The organism is Nonomuraea sp. CA-141351 (assembly GCF_050944675.1).
GTDB lineage: Bacteria > Actinomycetota > Actinomycetes > Streptosporangiales > Streptosporangiaceae > Nonomuraea.
The window spans coordinates 4,871,087-4,886,428 of sequence record NZ_CP191982.1 but is presented as its reverse complement, the minus strand read 5'-3'; the positions used below and the strand labels follow the sequence as shown (position 1 = coordinate 4,886,428).

Genomic DNA, 15,342 nt, shown 5'->3' with positions numbered 1-15,342 from the left:
TGTGGTGCTGCGGCGGCGCGTATGAGGAAAGCGTGGCCGGTCGTGCTGGCCGGTGTGCTGGTAGCAGGGTGTTCGAGCCCGGCGTGGGACGACCGTGACTATGAGCTGAAGGCCGCCTCGTCGGCGGAGGCGGTCGGCTCGACGGTCCAGGTGGTGCGGCTGGCCGTCGGCGGGGACGGGCGGCTGACCCGGCCGTACCTGAAGGTGCTGCTGACCAGCGCGGCCGAGCAGGTGCAGAGCGTCAACGACCAGTTCGGGGGCGTGCAGCCGCCATCCGAGCGGGCCGAGCAGCTGGGCGAGCAGTTACTGCAGGTCACCGAGCGGGCCGAAAAGGTCGTCTCGGGGCTACTGGTGGAGGTCAGGCGCGATCGCGTGGAAGATCCGCCCAGGGCGGTACGGGAGTTGGCAGAGCTCGGCGAGAGCCTGCGGCGCTTCCAGGATGAGCACGAATGAAGAAGTTCCTGGGCATCACTCTGGGCATCCTTACCGCAATCGGTGGATTCGTGGACATCGGCGACCTGGTCGCCAACGCCCTGGTGGGTTCGCGCTTCGGCATGTCGCTGGCGTGGGTGGTGCTACTGGGCGTGCTGGGCATCTGCGTCTTCGCCGAGATGTCCGGCCGGATCGCGGCCGTCTCCGGACGCGCGGTGTTCGACCTGGTACGCGAGCGGCTCGGCCCGAAGGCGGGGCTGTTGAACCTGGGCGCGTCCTTCTTCATCCTGGGCATGACCGTGGCGGCCGAGGTCGGCGGTGCGGCGTTGGCCCTGGAGCTGGCCACCGGCGTCAACTACCTGCTGTGGGTGCCGGCGGTGGCGTTCGCGGCCTGGCTGGTGATGTGGCGGGTGCGGTTCGAGACGCTGGAGCGTGTCTTCGGGCTGGCCGGGCTGGCGCTGGTGATCTTCGTCGTCGCCCTGTGGCAGCTCGGACCCGACTGGGGACAGCTGTGGCACCAGGCGAGCCATCCCGCCCCGCCGCGGGACGAAGGGCTGCCCACCTACTTCTACTACGCGATCGCGCTGCTGGGCGGGGCGATGACCCCGTACGAGGTGTTCTTCTTCTCCTCCGGCGGGGTGGAGGAGCACTGGTCCCGCCGTGACCTGTCGGTCGCGCGGGCGAACGTGCTGATCGGGTTCCCGCTGGGCGGGCTGCTGTCGCTGGCCATCGCCGCGTGCGCGGCCACGGTGTTCCTGCCGGCCCACGTTCAGGTCGACTCCCTCGACCAGATGGTGCTGCCCGTCGCCCTCGGGGCCGGCCAGGTGGCGCTGGCGCTGGTGATCCTGGGCGTGTTCGCGGCCACGTTCGGCGCGACGCTGGAGGTGGCGCTGTCGTCGGGATACTGCCTGAGTCAGTACTTCGGCTGGCAGTGGGGCAAGTTCGTCCGTCCGCGCGAGGCGGCCCGATTCCACGCCACGATCCTCGTGGTGATGATCGTGGCGACCGCGCTGATCCTGACCACCATCGACCCGATCATGGTGACCGAGTACTCGCTGGTGTTCTCGGCGGCGGCGCTGCCGCTGACGTACCTGCCGGTCCTGATGATCTCCAACGATCCGGACTACATGGGAGACAAGGTCAACGGGGCCTTCTCCAACACCCTGGGCACGATTTTCATGGTTCTTCTCGTTGCGGTGTCGATCGCCGCCATCCCGCTCATGCTGGCCACGAAGGCGGGCCAATGACCAGGGCCCGCGTCCTGCACGCGCAGCTGCACCTGCTCGACCGCCAGGTCGTGCACGACCGCGACGGCCGCCTGGTGTGCAAGGTCGACGACCTGGAGCTGGCCTTCGACGACCAGGGCCGACCGTACGTCACCGCGATCCTGATGGGCCCGCTCGCGCTCGGCCCGCGCGTGGGAGGGGTGCTCGGCAGGCTCATGGAGGGCGCCGCCCGCCTGCTCGGCGCGCAGGCCCCGCCCCGCATCCCCATGGCGCACGTCAGCCGCATCGCCAGCGCCGTGCACGTCGGCGGCGACCTGGAACGCCCCGCGCTCGAACGCTGGATCCGCACCCACCTCATCGAACCCATTCCTGGAGCCCGCCATGAGACTGAGTGACCTCCTCGACCGCCCGGTCCGCGACAGCTCAGGCGAGATCGTCGGGCAGGTCGCCGACATACGGCTGGTGCAGGACGGGCCGCTGCTCCAACAGGTCCACCACGCCTTCCGCGTCGCCGGCCTGATCGTCGTGACCCGCCACACCGGACGCCTGTTCGGCTATGAGCGCGGCCCGGCCATCAAGGGCCCCTGGCTGGTCAGGGCGGTGCTGGGGGTGCTGCACCGCCACACGCACTACGTTCGCTGGGAGCAGGTCGACAGGATCGACGGGGCCGACGTCCTGCTCCGGGTCCCCAAGCACGACCTGGCACACGTCACCGACCTGTACTCGGACACTCCCGCGTGATCGTCAGGAACGTCCTCGGCCGGTGAGGGCGTCACGGATGCGATCCACCAGGCCGGCCCCCGGCGCCAGCAGTTTGTTGGCCGGCGGAGTGTCCGGCGCCGACGGATGCGGCCGGGTGGGAGCCAGCTTCTTGGCCCGCTGCACCTTGTTCCCCAGCTCGACCAGCTGCTCCGGCGGGCAGGCCTCGCGCAGCCGCGGGAACAGGTCGTTCTCCTCCTCCTGGAGGTGGTGGCGGATCTGCTTGATCAGGAGATCCGTGGTCGGCCAGAAGTCGGCGTCGCGTGGTTCCAGCCCTTCCAGCCGTTTCATGGTCTCCTCGGCCTCGGCGTGTTCGGCGATCTCGTGATCGGCGGTCTTGTCTCCGCCGGGCACGTGCTCGCGTACGGCCGGATACAGGTACTCCTCCTCGGCGACCGAGTGCCGCACCAGTTCGATGACCACTTGCTCGGCCAGCGTCTTGGCCTCCTCGCTGATGTCGCCTTTCATGTGCTCGAGCTTGGAGAACATCTGCTCGACCTCACGATGATCGGTGACCAGGACCGCGATCACATCCTGCTGCGTGTCCACCCGAACTCCTTCGTATCGCCCTTGCGGTCATGGCCCGCCGGCGCGGCGCAGGTGGTCGTGTAGGCAGCGCCGGCGGGGCCCGCCGTGTCAAGTTCCCGGTGAGAGCCGCCGAAACATGCGGCGTGGTGCTCCACGCGTACCGCGCTCAAGATCGCCGATCCTTTCGTCCGAGTGCGCCCGACGATCTACGTGACCTACCGAGCTCGGCGAACTGCGCACCCTCCGGGCACCCGCGAGCGGCTGAAAGCCCTTCGAACAGCAGGATCAGACAGCCTTGCCCAACGTCCCCGTATGATGTACGGTACAGCGTACGGCTCAAGGAGGGCACATATGTATCAGCCGAGCAACGAAGAACTGAAGAGCATCGAGGCGTGGTTCGCCGAGTACGACGCGCTGGCCGAGGAGGGCGCGATCGAGAAGCTGGCCGGCCTGGCGGTCTTCCCGATGAACCTGGCCACCGACGTGCCCGAAGGCTATGCGGCCGTACGGCAGTGGACGCGGGCGGAGTACATCGAGGCGATGGGGGACGCCATGAGCGGTGGCACGGCAGGCCTGGGACTCGAGTCGAAGAGAACGCCGCACTTCCTCAGCCGCAATCTCGTGGTCGTGGAGACCGAGGCGACGATGACAATCGAGGGCCGGCAGGAGAGCATGCACTACGCCGACCTGCTGGTTCGCACCGAAGACGGCTGGGCCTTCCAGACCATGGTCCAGGGCGGCTGGGGGTATGGCTGGCCGGCCGCGAAACGCGGCTGATCGATGAGCGGCGGCCGGCCGGCTCGCCCTGTGGAGAAGCCAGGGGCGTGCCTTAGCTCCATCCTCATCGTCTGATGACGACAGATTCATCGCCCGTGAATGGACATGAAGTGTCAATGTTCGAGATTTCATGACGCGTCCACGTCCGATACAGGATTATTTGCCGTTTGTCGGTTTACGCTCCCCGGCATGCGTGTTAAGTCCCGGGCTCTAGCGATCCTCGTTGCGGCCGGCGTCGTCGCCGGCTCGATCGCAGTCCTGTCCTCTCCCTCCGCGGCCGCGACCCCCGGAACCGTGGTCATCAGTCAGGTCTATGGTGGAGGCGGCAATTCCGGCGCCTCCCTTACCAACGACTACGTCGAGCTGTTCAACCGCAGCGGCGCTCCCGTATCGCTGGACGGCTGGTCCCTGCAGTACACCAGCGCCAGCGGCACCGGGAACTTCGCCTCCAACAAGGCCGACATCTCCGGCACTCTCGCCCCCGGCCAGTTCCACCTCGTGCAGCTCGCCGCCGGGAGCACCCCCAGCGGCGCGTTGCCGCAGCCTGACAGTGTCGGCTCCATCAACATGAGCGGCACCGCGGGCAAGGTGGCGCTGGTCCGCTCGGCGGACGGCCTGGCCTGCAACGGCTCCTCCATCCCCTGCTCGGACGCTCAGCTCGGGCTGCTCGCCGACCTGGTCGGGTACGGCAGCGCGAACTTCTTCGAGGGCTCCCCCGCCCCCGCGCTCACCAACACCACCAGCGGGTTCCGCAAGAGCGGCGGCTGCACCGACACGGGCGACAACGGCGCCGACTTCGAGGCCGCGGCCCCCGCGCCGCGCAACAGCGCCACCACCCCGGCTCCCTGCGGCGGCGGTGACCCCTCCCCGTCCCCGACGGGGAGCCCGACGCCCACACCGACCGCGACACCGACCGTGACGCCTACCCCCACCCCGACCGTCACGCCCACCGAGAGCTGCGACACCGCGCCCACCCACCAGATCTCCCAGGTGCAGGGCAGCGGCGAGACCGGCCCGGTCGCCGGCCAGAACGTCCGGGTCGAGGGCGTGGTCACCGGCTCCTTCCAGGGCTCCGGTCAGTTCGGCGGCTTCTACATTCAGGCAGCCACCCCCGACGCCGACCCGGCGACCTCCGAGGGCCTGTTCGTGTTCTCCTCCTCTCCGGTCAAGACCGGTGACCGGGTGCTCGTCTCCGGCAAGGCGATCGAGTACAACGGCCTCACCGAGATCTCGCCGGCCACCGCGGTGACCGTCTGCGGCACCGGCACGATCAAGCCGGCCAAGGTGAAGCTGCCGCTCAAGAAGGGCATCACCCTCGAGCGCTACGAGGGCATGCTCGTCACCTTCGGCGGCGACCTCGCCGCCTCCGAGATCTACAACCTGGGCCGGTACGGCGAGATCACCCTCGCCGGCGGCGCCCGGCTGTGGCAGCCGACCGACCGCAAGAACGTGGACACCGAGAAGGACGCGCGGCGCGCCATCCTGCTCGACGACGGCTCGAACACGCAGAACCCGGACACCCTGCCCTACCACACCGAGGGCTCGAACACCGTCCGGATCGGCGACGAGGTCAAGGACCTGACCGGCGTCCTCACCTACGGCTTCGACGCCTACCGCGTCCAGCCGACCAAGCCGGTGGTCTTCAAGGCCGACAACCCCCGCCCCGCCCAGCCGGCGAAGGTCGGCGGCGACGTCCGGGTGGCCAGCCTCAACACACTCAACTGGTTCACCACGCTCAAGTCCCGCGGCGCCACCACCGCCGCGGAGCGGGACCGCCAGCTCGCCAAGCTGGTCGCCAACATCACGACGCTCGACCCCGCCGTGGCCGGGCTGATGGAGGTCGAGCGCAACAACGACGTGGCGCTCAACACTCTGGTCAACGCGCTCAACGCCAAAGCCGGCGCCGGCACGTACAAGGCGATCACGCACCCCAACCCGGGCACCGACCTCATCCAGACCGCGCTGATCTATCAACCGGGCAAGGTCACCCCGATCGGTCCGGCACGGTCGTCGTCCGACCCGATCTTCAACCGGCCGCCGCTGGTGCAGACCTTCGGCAAGGCCGGAAAAACCGGCGAGACCTTCACGGTGCTGGTGAACCACTTCAAGTCCAAGGGCTGCACCGACGCCGACGGGACGGCCTCCGGTGACGACGCCGACCAGGGCGACGGGCAGAGCTGCTACAACGCCAAGCGCGTCAAGCAGGCCAACGCCGTGCTGGCCTTGATCGACAGCCTCCAGTTGAAGAACGCGCTCGTCCTCGGCGACATCAACGCCTACGGCGAGGAGGACCCGATCCACGCCTTCGAGGAAGGCGGGCTGACCAGCCTGAGCAAGAAGTACGTCAAGAAGGACGACCGCTACAGCTACGTCTTCGACGGCCTGTCCGGTGAGCTCGACCACGTACTGGCCGACAAGGGCGCGCGCAAGCTCGTGACCGGCGCCACCATCTGGCACGTCAACGCCGATGAGGGCCGGTTCATGGACTACAACACCGAGTTCAACCCGCCCTACCTGTACGCGCCCGACCCCTTCCGCTCCTCCGACCACGACCCGCTGCTGGTGGGTCTGAAGCTCTGAAAGCCCTCCTGGTCCGCGGCGGGGAGTTCCTCCGCCGCGGACCAGGAGCGACGCTCCCCGCGCCCGCACCAAGGAGGTGGCCCCCTCGATGAGGCTCGTCCTCGACGCACGTCACGGGATGACGTCGGCCACGATCTTGGCGGTGGCCTTCTGGCACGTGGAGAGCCGGCCGCTGGTGTTCGCCTGGGCGGCCGAGTTGCTGGCGCACCGCCATCCGCCGACGGTCGCGACTCCGGCGCTGCCCTGTTTGGGGGTTTCTGACCGGTAGTAGGTGCGGAAGGTCCGCAGGGCGGCGCCGCAGTCGGCGCGACCCGCGGCGACCGCGACCGCGGCCATGGGCCCGCCGCCGGGCGGCTGGATCTCACCGCACACGGTGCCGGGCCGGGCGAGGGCGGGCCGAGGCGTCGGCGCCTTCGTCTCGGGGATCCGGGTCTCGGGTGCCTTGGGCACCGGCGTCCCGGATGCCGGCGGCGGCGATGTGGCGGGAGAGGACTGCGCCGTCCGAGGCTCGGGCCCGCCCCCACAGGCGGTGAGGGACAGCAGCAGCACCGAAACGCACGCGGTGACGAGTGGACGCAACAGTACGACTCTCCGTGGCTCGACTTCGAGGTTCGCCCAGTCTTTCACTGCACCGAGGAGCCGGCCGACCCGTACGAGTCGCCACGAATCCGGCCCGGTACGCGAGGGAGCCGCCTGACCCCGACAGGTCAGGAGGACTCGAGGCAGAGGAGGCGAGCCACCCGCAGGTCCGTGATGAGGATGTTGATCCAGCCACCTTCGATGGCGGCCTTGATGGCGGAGAGCTTGCGCATGCCGCCCGCCACACCGACCCGGCGTCCGACGGAGCGGAAGGTGGGGGCGTCGATGCCGATGACGCGCTGGTCGAAGCCCGAGTCGACGGGTTTGCCCGCGGCGTCGAAGAAGTGCAGGCACACGTCCCCGACGGCGCCGAGGGCTCGCAGCTCATCCTGGTCGGCCTGGCTGACGGCGTTGCCGCTGCTGAGCAGCAGTGGCGACGGTTCCAGGCTGCCGATGCCGACCAGCACGACGGTCAGATCGTTCCACTGGGCCTGGACGTCGATCACGCCGGGGTCCTGCAGCAGCGCGTCGCGGATCGCCGTGGTCGCGACCACGCCGGGAAGGGGCACGAAGACGGGCCGGGCGTAGGTGAGGTTGGCCAGGCGGGCCACCAGCCGGGTGGCGTGCACCTGGGCCTCGGGGCTGCCCACGCCGCCGACGAGCTGGATGACGCGGTCGGCGACCTGCGAGTTCTTCTGCGGCATGCGTTCGACGGTGGCCAGCAGCGTCTCACTCCAGGAGGAGATGCCGATCACGTCACCACCGGTGAAGGTGACGCTGAGGTAGCCGGCCGCGGCCGCGGCGAGCGGTGGAATGACGTCGTCCTGGAAGTCCTCGACGTCCACGACCACGGCGTCACGCAGGCCGTAGCGCCGCTGCAGCTCCTCCTCCAGTTCGGTGTGCACTCCCTCCGGCAGCGTGACCACCGTACGCACCATCCCCCGCGTCACCGCCTCCTTGAGCAGGCGGGACACCCGGGGCTGGGAGATGTTGAGCGCGGCGGCGATCTCGGGCTGGCGCATCTCCTGCTCGTGGTACATGCGAGCCACCCTGGCCAGGAGCCGAAGGTGATCCTTGGTCGTGTCGCGCCTCCCTTCCGGGTTCGGGGCCACCGCGCACCGCCTTCCTCTCGGCGTCGCCGCCGACTTTCTATTCACACAGGGACGATAAATTCAGCCTATTGTGCGCCTGCCAGGGCTCGGTTCTCCGGGGAGGTTACTTTCTAGCGAACACGCCGAACGCCGCCGGGGCGAACCGCTTCGGGGCGGTCGCGGTCTCGGCCGTCCTGTACTCGGTGCTGACCGCCATGAGGACGACCAGGATGACGACACCGGCGGCGACGATCCAGCGGGCGGGATGCGCCGATGGGGCTCGGCGCCGTTGTGGTCATGTGATGCTCCTTCCATCGAAGGGCCGCGATCTGCGGACGGCCGCGTGCCAGGAGGCCTTCCTGCCCGCGCGCTCGGCGTCGTCCATGACGGGCAGGAACGTCTCGGTGGGCCGGTGCCGCGTCTCCAGCTGCTGAAGCGTCCAGAGCTTGGCGGCGAGGCCGGCGGCGTCGGCGGCGCCCAGGCCTGACAGGTCGTGCTCGCCGGAGCGGGCGACGGTGCGGCCGCTGAGGTCGGCCTGCAGCCGCATCAGGCGGGCGCTTCGGGTCAGCCCGCCGTCGGCCATGAGGACGCGTACGTGGCCGGAGGCCTGGTCGATCGCCGCCACGACGTCCTCGACCTGGAAGGCGACGGCCTCCAGGGCGGCGGCGACGAGCTGGCCGCGCCGGGTGCCGAGCGAAAGGCCGGTGACGACAGGGGTGGCGTCCGGCTCCCACCACGGGGCGCCGAGGCCGCCGAAGGCCGGGACGAAGTGCACGCCGCCCGGGTCGATGTCCTCCGCCTCGGCCAGCAGCTGGTCTGCGCGGACGCCGAACAGCTCGGCCAGCCAGCTGATGGTACGGCCGGTCGCGCGGATGTTGCCCTCGACCGCCGGGGCCGGTCCGTCTCCGAGGTCCCAGGCGATGCTGCGGCAGAGTCCGGGCGCGTCGCGGGCGTGGCCGATGGCCATCACCGACGAGCCGGTGCCGTACGTGGCCTTCACGACGCCGGGCCGCCATCCCGCATGCGCGAACATGGCGGCGTGCGAGTCGCCCATGACGGCCAGCACCGGTACGCCGTCGGGCAGCGGCGCCAGGTCCCGGACCCCGGGGAAGCCGCCGGAGGAGGCGATCACCCGCGGCAGGACCTCACGTGGCACGCCGAAGAGGTCGAGCAGCCGCGGGTCCCAGTCACCGGTGCCGACGTCGAGCAGCTGGGTGCGGGAGGCGTTGCCGACCTCGGTGACGTGCTCGCCGCCGAAGCGGCTGAGGAGCCAGGAGTCGATGGTGCCCAGGCACAGCTCCCCCGCGCGGCTGCGGCGCCGGTCCGGGTCGTAGGTGTCGAGCAGCCAGCGGGCCTTGAGCGCGGAGAACATGGGGTCCAGCGGCATCCCGCTCACCGAGCGGACCAGCTCGGCCGCCCCGGTGGCGGCCAGTTCGTGGCACTGGGCGGCGGTGCGCTGGTCCTGCCAGCTGATCAGCGGCCCGGCGGGCTCGCCGGTGCGGCGCCCCCACAACACCAGCGACTCGCGCTGGGTACTGAAGCCCACGCCGGCGACCCGGGCGGCCTGCCCGGGATCCACGCAGTCGGCGACCGCGCGGCGCACGCTCTGCCACAGTTCCTCGGCGGACTGCTCCACCCAGCCGGGGCGGGGCTGGCTCTCGGTGACCGGGGCGACGGCGCGCGAGACGACCTGCCCCCCGGCGTCGACGAGCAGCGCCTTGGTCGAGCTGGTGCCCTGGTCGACGGCCAGGATGAGCGGGCTAGCCACGGCTCGTCAGGTCCTTCACTGCGGCGGCGATGCCGTCGGCGGACAGTCCGAAGTGGTCGAGCAGGAAGGCCGTGTCCCCGGTGGGGGCGAACACGCGGGGCACACCGAGGATCCGCATCGGGACGGGGTGACGGGTGACGACGGCGGCGGCGACGGCCGCGCCGAGCCCGCCGCTGATCGTGGCCTCCTCGGCGGTGACGATCCCGCCGGTCTCGCGGGCGGCCGCGACGACGGCGTCCTCGTCCAGCGGGTCGAGGAAGGGCATGTTCAGCACACGTACGGAGATACCCTCCTCGCGCAGGCGGGCCGCCGCCTGCAGGGCGCGGGAGGTCAAGGAGCCGATCGCGATCACCGTGACGTCGTCGCCGTCCTGGAGCAGCACCGCCCGGCGCGGCTCGAAAGGCGCGTCGTCCGGCGTGACCACGGGCACCTTGAAGCGCGGGATCCGCATATAGGAAGGTCTGCCGGAGGCCGCCGCCCAGCGCACGGCGGCGCGGGTCTGCACGGGATCGGCCGGGACGATCACGTCGACGTTCGCGACCGCGCGCATCCAGGACAGGTCCTCGATCGAGTGGTGGGTGGGCCCCAGCTCGCCGTAGGCCATGCCGGGGCTCTGGCCGCAGAGCACGACGTGCGCCTCGCTGTAGGCGACATCGGCCTTGATCTGCTCAAGGGCACGGCCGGTCAGGAACGGCGCCGCCGCGCACACGAACGGGATCTTGCCCGCGTTCGCCAGGCCCGCGGCCACCCCGACGAGGTCCTGCTCGGCGATGCCGACGTTGATCAACCGGTCGGGGTGGCGCTCGCGGAAGCCGACGAGGTTGCTGGAGCCGACGGAGTCGTTGCACACGGCCACGATCCGCTCGTCCCGCTCGGCCAGGGCCAGGAGCTCCTCGGCGAAGTCCCGGCGGCAGTCGAACGCGGCCTGCTGCTCGGTGAGGGTCATCGCGCCAGCTCCGCGAGCGCCGCTTCGACCTGCTCGGGGCTGGGCACCTTGTGGTGCCACTCCGCCCGGTCCTCCATGAACGACACGCCCTTCCCCTTGATCGTGTCGGCGATGACGGCGACCGGCCGGCCGGTGGACGAACCGCTCATCGCCTGCAGCAGCGCGAGGTGATCGTGCCCGTCGACCTCGCGGACCTCCCAGCCGAAACTGCGCCACTTGTCGTCCAGGGCGCCCAGGGCGTTGGTCTCCTCAGTCCTGGCGCCCTGCTGCAGCCGGTTGCGATCGACGATCGCGGTCAGCGACGACAGGCCGTAGTGGGCGGCGGCCATGGCGGCCTCCCAGTTGCTGCCTTCCTGCAGCTCGCCGTCCCCAAGGACCACGAACGTACGCCAGCTCGCGTCGTCGAGCTGCGCCGCCAGCGCGCATCCGGTGGCCACGGGCAGGCCGTGCCCGAGGGCGCCGGTGTTGGTCTCGACGCCGGGAACCTTGATGCGGTTGGGGTGACCGTTCAGCGCCGACAGCGGTGCCATGAACGTGTCCAGCTCCGCCGCCGGGAAGAACCCGCAGTGGGCCAATGTGGCGTACAGGGCGGCCGCGCAGTGCCCCTTGCTCAGCACGAACCGGTCGCGCCCTGCCCAGTGCGGGCGTTCGGGATCGATGGACAGCACGCCGTAGAAACAGGCGACCAGGATGTCGGTCACCGACAGGTCGCCACCGATATGCCCCATGCGGGCCCGGCCGATCGTCCGGATGATGCTCCGGCGCACCTCGGTGGCCAGGCGATCCAGCTCTGACGCGGCGGTGGGCCCGCCGGCATCACGGATGCGTCCGGACACCTTGCGGTAGGCGGCCGACTGCGCCGGATCGGCGGGGAGCATGGACATCATCGCTCCCATCCACAAGAGCGCTGAATATCTATTCCATAATGACTAAGCATATTTTGAAGCTAAGGCTCGCGTTCGACTCGTGTCAATGAGGCGCCAGGGTCCGTACACTGCGGCTTCTTGACGTGCACATGTCGCCGACGTTACATTCCGCCTGAATAGACAGCCATATATGAATAGAAATTCAAGGGAAGATCGCATGACGGCAGAACCTCTCTTCGGCGCAGGTCTGTGGCACTTCGGCCAGTTCCGCGACCGCTACGCCACCGACGGGTACGGCCCGCCCGTCTCCACCCTGGAGGCGATCGACCGGGCCGGCCAGGTCGGCAGCCTGTCCGTGGTCGACATCAACTACCCGTTCAACCCCGCCGACCTCGACGTGGACCTGCTGGAGGAGCGGCTGAAGGCCAACGGGCTGCGCGCCATCGCGCTGACGCCCGAGATCTACACCAGGAAGTTCAGCCGCGGCGGCTTCACCAACCCCGACCCCGAGATCAGGCGCGCGGCCATCGAGCTGGTGAGCGAGTCCGCCGACCTGGCCCGCCGCCTCGGCTGCGACTACGTCAAGCTCTGGCCGGGTCAGGACGGCTGGGACTACCCCTTCCAGGCCGACTACAAGGCGCTGTGGCAGATGTCCGTCGACGCCGTGCGCGAGGTGGCCCAGCGCCACCCCGACCTGCGCTTCGCCATCGAGTACAAGCCGCGCGAGCCGCGTAACCGCATGACCTTCTCCTCGGCCGCCCGTACCCTGCTGGCCATCGAGAAGATGGACGTGCCCAACGTCGGCATCCTGCTGGACTTCGGCCACTCCCTGTACGGCCTGGAGTCCCCGGCCGACGCCGCCCAGCTCATCCTCGACCACGACCGCCTGTTCGCCATCGACGTCAACGACAACTTCCGCGGCTGGGACGACGACATGGTCGTCGGCAGCATCCACCTGGTGGAGACCTTCGAGTTCTTCCACACCCTGCGCCAGGCGAACTGGCAGGGCGTCTGGCAGCTCGACCAGTTCCCCTTCCGCGAGGACGCGGTGGAGGCGGCCAAGGCCGGGATCGAGGTGATGCGGACGATCTGGCGGGCGCTGCAGATCCTCGACGTGGACGCCCTCGCCGAGGCGCAGGCCCGCCAGGACGCCCTGGCCGCACAGCGCATCGCCCGCAAGGCCCTGCTCACCGCCCAGGTGGACGGCTGATGGCGGATGTCACGCGCGTCGCCGGAGCCTGGCGCGAGGCGGAGATCACCCTCACCTCCTCGGCCGACGTCCCCGACGCCTACACCGCCGTGGACGTCTGGGCCGAGTTCGTCCACGACAGCGGGCTCACGCTGCGCCGGCCCGCGTTCTACGACGGCGGCCGCACCTGGCGCCTCCGCTTCAGCTCGCCCCTCCCCCACGGCCGCTGGCACTGGAGCGCCGAGGCGTCCCTCGACGACTCCGGCCTTCGCGGGGCGACCGGGATCGTCGAGGTCGACACCGTCGAGCCGGGAGCGCACCAGTTCCAGCGCCACGGCTTCTGGACCATGTCACCGGGCGGGCGCAGCCTCGTCCACGCCGACGGCACCCCCGCGATCCTCGTCGCCGACACCGCCTGGGCCCTGCCGTGGCGTGCCACGGAGGAGCAGGTACGCCTCTACGCGGCCGACCGGCACGCCAAGGGCTTCAACGCGGTCCTGCTCATGTCCGTCCAGCCCGACATGCGCGCCGTCGGCCCGCGCGACCGCTCCGCCGACCAGGGCTTCGACGTCGCCTTCGAGGACCTGCCCACCGGCCACATCAACGACCTCAACCCCGCCTACTTCCAGTACCTGGACCGGCTCCTGGACGTCCTGGCGGAGCACGAGATCGTGCCCGTCCTGCAGCCGGTCTTCCAGGGGTTCGGCTGGAAGGGCCTAGACGTGGCCGGCACCGTCGTACCGCCCGCCGAGTACGCCCGCTACTGCCGCTACCTCGTGGCCCGCTACGGCGCCCGCCCGGCGATCTACCTGGTGGGCGCCGACGGATCCGGCCGCGAGCCGCAGATCCCGGCGGGCGGCGAAGAGGTCCACGCCTGGGACTGCTACGCCCAGCCCACCGGCATCCACTACCGCCCGCACAGCGACAACCGGGCCTGGCAGGACGCCGGCTGGCTGGACTTCCAGTGGTGCCAGACCGGCCACGGCGGCGAGCACGTGCCCGAACGCGTCGCCGGCATGTGGCGCGACACCCCCGTCAAAGCCGTCGCCAACGGCGAGCCCACCTACGAGCAGACCCGCTCCAGCACCAACGCCGCCGGCTGGTGGCAGGGCCACGAGGCGTGGAGCAACCTGTGCGCTGGGGGCACCATGGGCGTGGTCTACGGGGCCGCCAACATCTGGCAGTGGAAGCTGCACGACGGCGAACCCGGTCACGCACCGTACTTCCTGGCCCCCTCCGGCGGCTGGCACGACTCCCTCTCTTTCGAGGGATCCACCTATGTCGGGCTCCTCGGCAAGATCCTCGACGGGCTGCCCACGACGGACATGGAGCCGGACTGGGAGACCTTCATCAGTCCGCGCGCCCTGCGCGTGCCCGGCCGCCTGCACGTGGTCTACCAGGAGAACGGCGGCGCGCTCCGCCCGATGCGCGAGGAAGGATTGCCGGCGCGTTATCGCGTCGTCGACCCGCGTACCGGAGACATCCTGGCGCAGGGACGGCGCGAGCCCGGCCGGCCGATCGCCGACGGGCACCAGGCACCCCGCGTGGTCGTCTTCTCCAACGACTGAACGTTGCAGGGCCGTCGAGTCGCAGGCTCGACGGCCCTGCGTTCACGCGCGTTCAGGAGCGTGCCACCGACCTGGGAGCCCGCCCTGGGTGACGGCGAGGACGGCTCCGACGAGGAGTACGGCCGCTCCCACCGCCTGCACGGTGCCGAACGATTCGCCCAGGAACAGAGCGGAGCAGGCGGTCCCGACGACGGGGACGACGAACATCATGATGGACGCCGACGCCGGGCCCACATCACGAATGCCCCGATAGTAGAGCAGGTTCGCCACCGCGGTCGGGCCGAGCGCCACGAAGGCGACGTTCAGCCAGACGTAGGCGGGCACGTCATGCCAGGCGACCTCGGCGGCCGACGGCGCGCCGTATAGGCCCAGCAGCATCGCGCCGCTCAACGTCGCGTACGTCGTCGCCTTGAGCGGCTCGATGCCGGCCAGAACGCGGCGGCCGGACAGCGTGAACGCCGCCCAGCAGCAGGCGCTGAGCAGGAAGAGCAGATCCCCGGCGAGCCGGGCCTGGCCCGCTCCCGCGTCCCCGCCCGAGCCCACGAAGAAGATCACGGCACCGGCCGCTCCGGTCGCCAGCCCCGCCACACGCGCCGCCGATGCCTTCTCCTGGCGCGTGACCAGCAGGAACGACGTGGTCAGTACGGGACTCATGACCGGGACGATGGTGCTTCCGTCGATCGCCGGGGCAAGCGACAGCCCCCAGAAGAAGAACAGGTTGTAGACGAAGACGCCGAGCACACCCGCCCCTGTCGCCCGCGCCCAGTCACGCGGCGACGTCCGCTGACGGCCGCCGCCCTGCCGGGAGAGCCGCAGGGCGATCAGCAGCGCGAGCGCACCGCCGCCGAAGCGCAACGTCGCGACCACGGAGTGGGGCAGGTGATCGACGATCACCTTGGAACTGCTGAAGCCACTCCCCCACAGCAGCATCGTCGTCACCAGCAGGAGGTACGGCCGGGTCCTGACCGTGCCACTCGTTACAGTGCTTGCCATGGGGTCACCTCCGCGACACGACGTTCCGCGCCCGGAGGCT

At 70.2% G+C, this 15,342-nt stretch carries 15 protein-coding genes; 8 read left to right on the top strand and 7 right to left on the bottom strand.

All coding sequences use genetic code 11. The features are described 5' to 3' along the window. Nucleotides 1–21: 21 nt before the first annotated feature. From ACQPWU_RS23050 to ACQPWU_RS23035, 4 genes are read left to right on the top strand one after another with little or no spacing between them, the layout of a single operon-like run. On the top strand, nucleotides 22–453 hold the full coding sequence (locus ACQPWU_RS23050; protein ID WP_433443341.1) for a hypothetical protein: 432 nt from the start codon (nucleotides 22–24) through the stop codon (nucleotides 451–453). Next, the gene (locus tag ACQPWU_RS23045) at nucleotides 450–1,679 is read left to right on the top strand and encodes an NRAMP family divalent metal transporter (RefSeq protein WP_433443338.1); all 1,230 of its coding nucleotides are present in this window, start codon (nucleotides 450–452) and stop codon (nucleotides 1,677–1,679) included. The genes ACQPWU_RS23050 and ACQPWU_RS23045 overlap by 4 nt, the downstream gene beginning before the upstream one ends. Then, a complete protein-coding gene (locus ACQPWU_RS23040; protein ID WP_433443335.1) occupies nucleotides 1,676–2,053 on the top strand; it encodes a hypothetical protein in 378 nt (125 codons plus the stop codon). The genes ACQPWU_RS23045 and ACQPWU_RS23040 overlap by 4 nt, the downstream gene beginning before the upstream one ends. Then, a complete protein-coding gene (locus tag ACQPWU_RS23035) occupies nucleotides 2,040–2,399 on the top strand; it encodes a hypothetical protein (protein ID WP_433443333.1) in 360 nt (119 codons plus the stop codon). Before ACQPWU_RS23040 ends, ACQPWU_RS23035 begins: the two co-directional genes overlap by 14 nt. 3 nt (nucleotides 2,400–2,402) lie before the next feature. Here the strand turns inward: ACQPWU_RS23035 and ACQPWU_RS23030 are convergent, their stop codons facing one another. Next, nucleotides 2,403–2,966 (bottom strand): hemerythrin domain-containing protein, encoded by a 564-nt coding sequence (locus ACQPWU_RS23030; protein WP_433443331.1) that lies wholly within the window; start codon nucleotides 2,964–2,966, stop codon nucleotides 2,403–2,405. Nucleotides 2,967–3,296: 330 nt separating this feature from the next. On the opposite strand from ACQPWU_RS23030, the gene ACQPWU_RS23025 reads away from it, so the two are divergent. Together ACQPWU_RS23025 and ACQPWU_RS23020 are read left to right on the top strand one after the other, a co-directional pair. Continuing rightward, nucleotides 3,297–3,722: a nuclear transport factor 2 family protein gene (locus ACQPWU_RS23025; protein ID WP_433443329.1), complete on the top strand. Its 426-nt coding sequence runs from the start codon at nucleotides 3,297–3,299 to the stop codon at nucleotides 3,720–3,722. A 189-nt stretch (nucleotides 3,723–3,911) separates the two neighbouring features. Next, nucleotides 3,912–6,302 (top strand): ExeM/NucH family extracellular endonuclease, encoded by a 2,391-nt coding sequence (locus tag ACQPWU_RS23020; RefSeq protein ID WP_433443327.1) that lies wholly within the window; start codon nucleotides 3,912–3,914, stop codon nucleotides 6,300–6,302. Nucleotides 6,303–6,413: 111 nt separating this feature from the next. On the opposite strand, the gene ACQPWU_RS23015 is transcribed toward ACQPWU_RS23020, so the two are convergent. From ACQPWU_RS23015 to ACQPWU_RS22995, 5 genes are all read right to left on the bottom strand, one after another. Beyond that, nucleotides 6,414–6,881, bottom strand: a complete 468-nt coding sequence (locus tag ACQPWU_RS23015; protein WP_433443325.1) for a hypothetical protein — start codon at nucleotides 6,879–6,881, stop codon at nucleotides 6,414–6,416. Between the two features lie 128 nt (nucleotides 6,882–7,009). Beyond that, nucleotides 7,010–7,993 carry a sugar-binding transcriptional regulator gene (locus tag ACQPWU_RS23010; protein WP_433445272.1) on the bottom strand — a complete coding sequence of 328 codons (984 nt, stop codon included), beginning with the start codon at nucleotides 7,991–7,993 and terminating at the stop codon, nucleotides 7,010–7,012. 274 nt (nucleotides 7,994–8,267) lie between these two features. Beyond that, nucleotides 8,268–9,740: an FGGY family carbohydrate kinase gene (locus tag ACQPWU_RS23005; protein ID WP_433443322.1), complete on the bottom strand. Its 1,473-nt coding sequence runs from the start codon at nucleotides 9,738–9,740 to the stop codon at nucleotides 8,268–8,270. Further along, a complete protein-coding gene (locus ACQPWU_RS23000; RefSeq protein WP_433443320.1) occupies nucleotides 9,733–10,686 on the bottom strand; it encodes a transketolase family protein in 954 nt (317 codons plus the stop codon). Before ACQPWU_RS23000 ends, ACQPWU_RS23005 begins: the two co-directional genes overlap by 8 nt. Continuing rightward, complete coding sequence (locus ACQPWU_RS22995) at nucleotides 10,683–11,573, bottom strand: transketolase (protein WP_433443317.1); 891 nt, start codon at nucleotides 11,571–11,573, stop codon at nucleotides 10,683–10,685. The genes ACQPWU_RS23000 and ACQPWU_RS22995 overlap by 4 nt, the downstream gene beginning before the upstream one ends. Before the next feature lie 196 nt (nucleotides 11,574–11,769). Between ACQPWU_RS22995 and ACQPWU_RS22990 the strand changes: the two genes are divergently transcribed. Further along, nucleotides 11,770–12,762, top strand: a complete 993-nt coding sequence (locus ACQPWU_RS22990; protein WP_433443315.1) for a sugar phosphate isomerase/epimerase family protein — start codon at nucleotides 11,770–11,772, stop codon at nucleotides 12,760–12,762. Continuing rightward, complete coding sequence (locus ACQPWU_RS22985) at nucleotides 12,762–14,309, top strand: DUF4038 domain-containing protein (RefSeq protein ID WP_433443313.1); 1,548 nt, start codon at nucleotides 12,762–12,764, stop codon at nucleotides 14,307–14,309. Before ACQPWU_RS22990 ends, ACQPWU_RS22985 begins: the two co-directional genes overlap by 1 nt. A gap of 42 nt (nucleotides 14,310–14,351) precedes the next feature. Here ACQPWU_RS22985 and ACQPWU_RS22980 read toward each other — a convergent pair whose 3' ends face one another. Then, nucleotides 14,352–15,302: a DMT family transporter gene (locus tag ACQPWU_RS22980; protein WP_433443310.1), complete on the bottom strand. Its 951-nt coding sequence runs from the start codon at nucleotides 15,300–15,302 to the stop codon at nucleotides 14,352–14,354. Nucleotides 15,303–15,342 lie beyond the last annotated feature (40 nt).

What these genes read in the sequence shown, in the direction of transcription:
- ACQPWU_RS23050 (WP_433443341.1), top strand. Translation starts at nt 22, where the DNA reads ATGAGGAAAGCGTGGCCGGTCGTGCTGGCCGGTGTGCTGGTAGCAGGG.
- ACQPWU_RS23045 (WP_433443338.1), top strand. Translation starts at nt 450, where the DNA reads ATGAAGAAGTTCCTGGGCATCACTCTGGGCATCCTTACCGCAATCGGT.
- ACQPWU_RS23040 (WP_433443335.1), top strand. Translation starts at nt 1,676, where the DNA reads ATGACCAGGGCCCGCGTCCTGCACGCGCAGCTGCACCTGCTCGACCGC.
- ACQPWU_RS23035 (WP_433443333.1), top strand. Translation starts at nt 2,040, where the DNA reads ATGAGACTGAGTGACCTCCTCGACCGCCCGGTCCGCGACAGCTCAGGC.
- ACQPWU_RS23025 (WP_433443329.1), top strand. Translation starts at nt 3,297, where the DNA reads ATGTATCAGCCGAGCAACGAAGAACTGAAGAGCATCGAGGCGTGGTTC.
- ACQPWU_RS23020 (WP_433443327.1), top strand. Translation starts at nt 3,912, where the DNA reads ATGCGTGTTAAGTCCCGGGCTCTAGCGATCCTCGTTGCGGCCGGCGTC.
- ACQPWU_RS23000 (WP_433443320.1), bottom strand. Translation starts at nt 10,686, where the DNA reads ATGACCCTCACCGAGCAGCAGGCCGCGTTCGACTGCCGCCGGGACTTC.
- ACQPWU_RS22995 (WP_433443317.1), bottom strand. Translation starts at nt 11,573, where the DNA reads ATGATGTCCATGCTCCCCGCCGATCCGGCGCAGTCGGCCGCCTACCGC.
- ACQPWU_RS22990 (WP_433443315.1), top strand. Translation starts at nt 11,770, where the DNA reads ATGACGGCAGAACCTCTCTTCGGCGCAGGTCTGTGGCACTTCGGCCAG.
- ACQPWU_RS22985 (WP_433443313.1), top strand. Translation starts at nt 12,762, where the DNA reads ATGGCGGATGTCACGCGCGTCGCCGGAGCCTGGCGCGAGGCGGAGATC.
- ACQPWU_RS22980 (WP_433443310.1), bottom strand. Translation starts at nt 15,302, where the DNA reads ATGGCAAGCACTGTAACGAGTGGCACGGTCAGGACCCGGCCGTACCTC.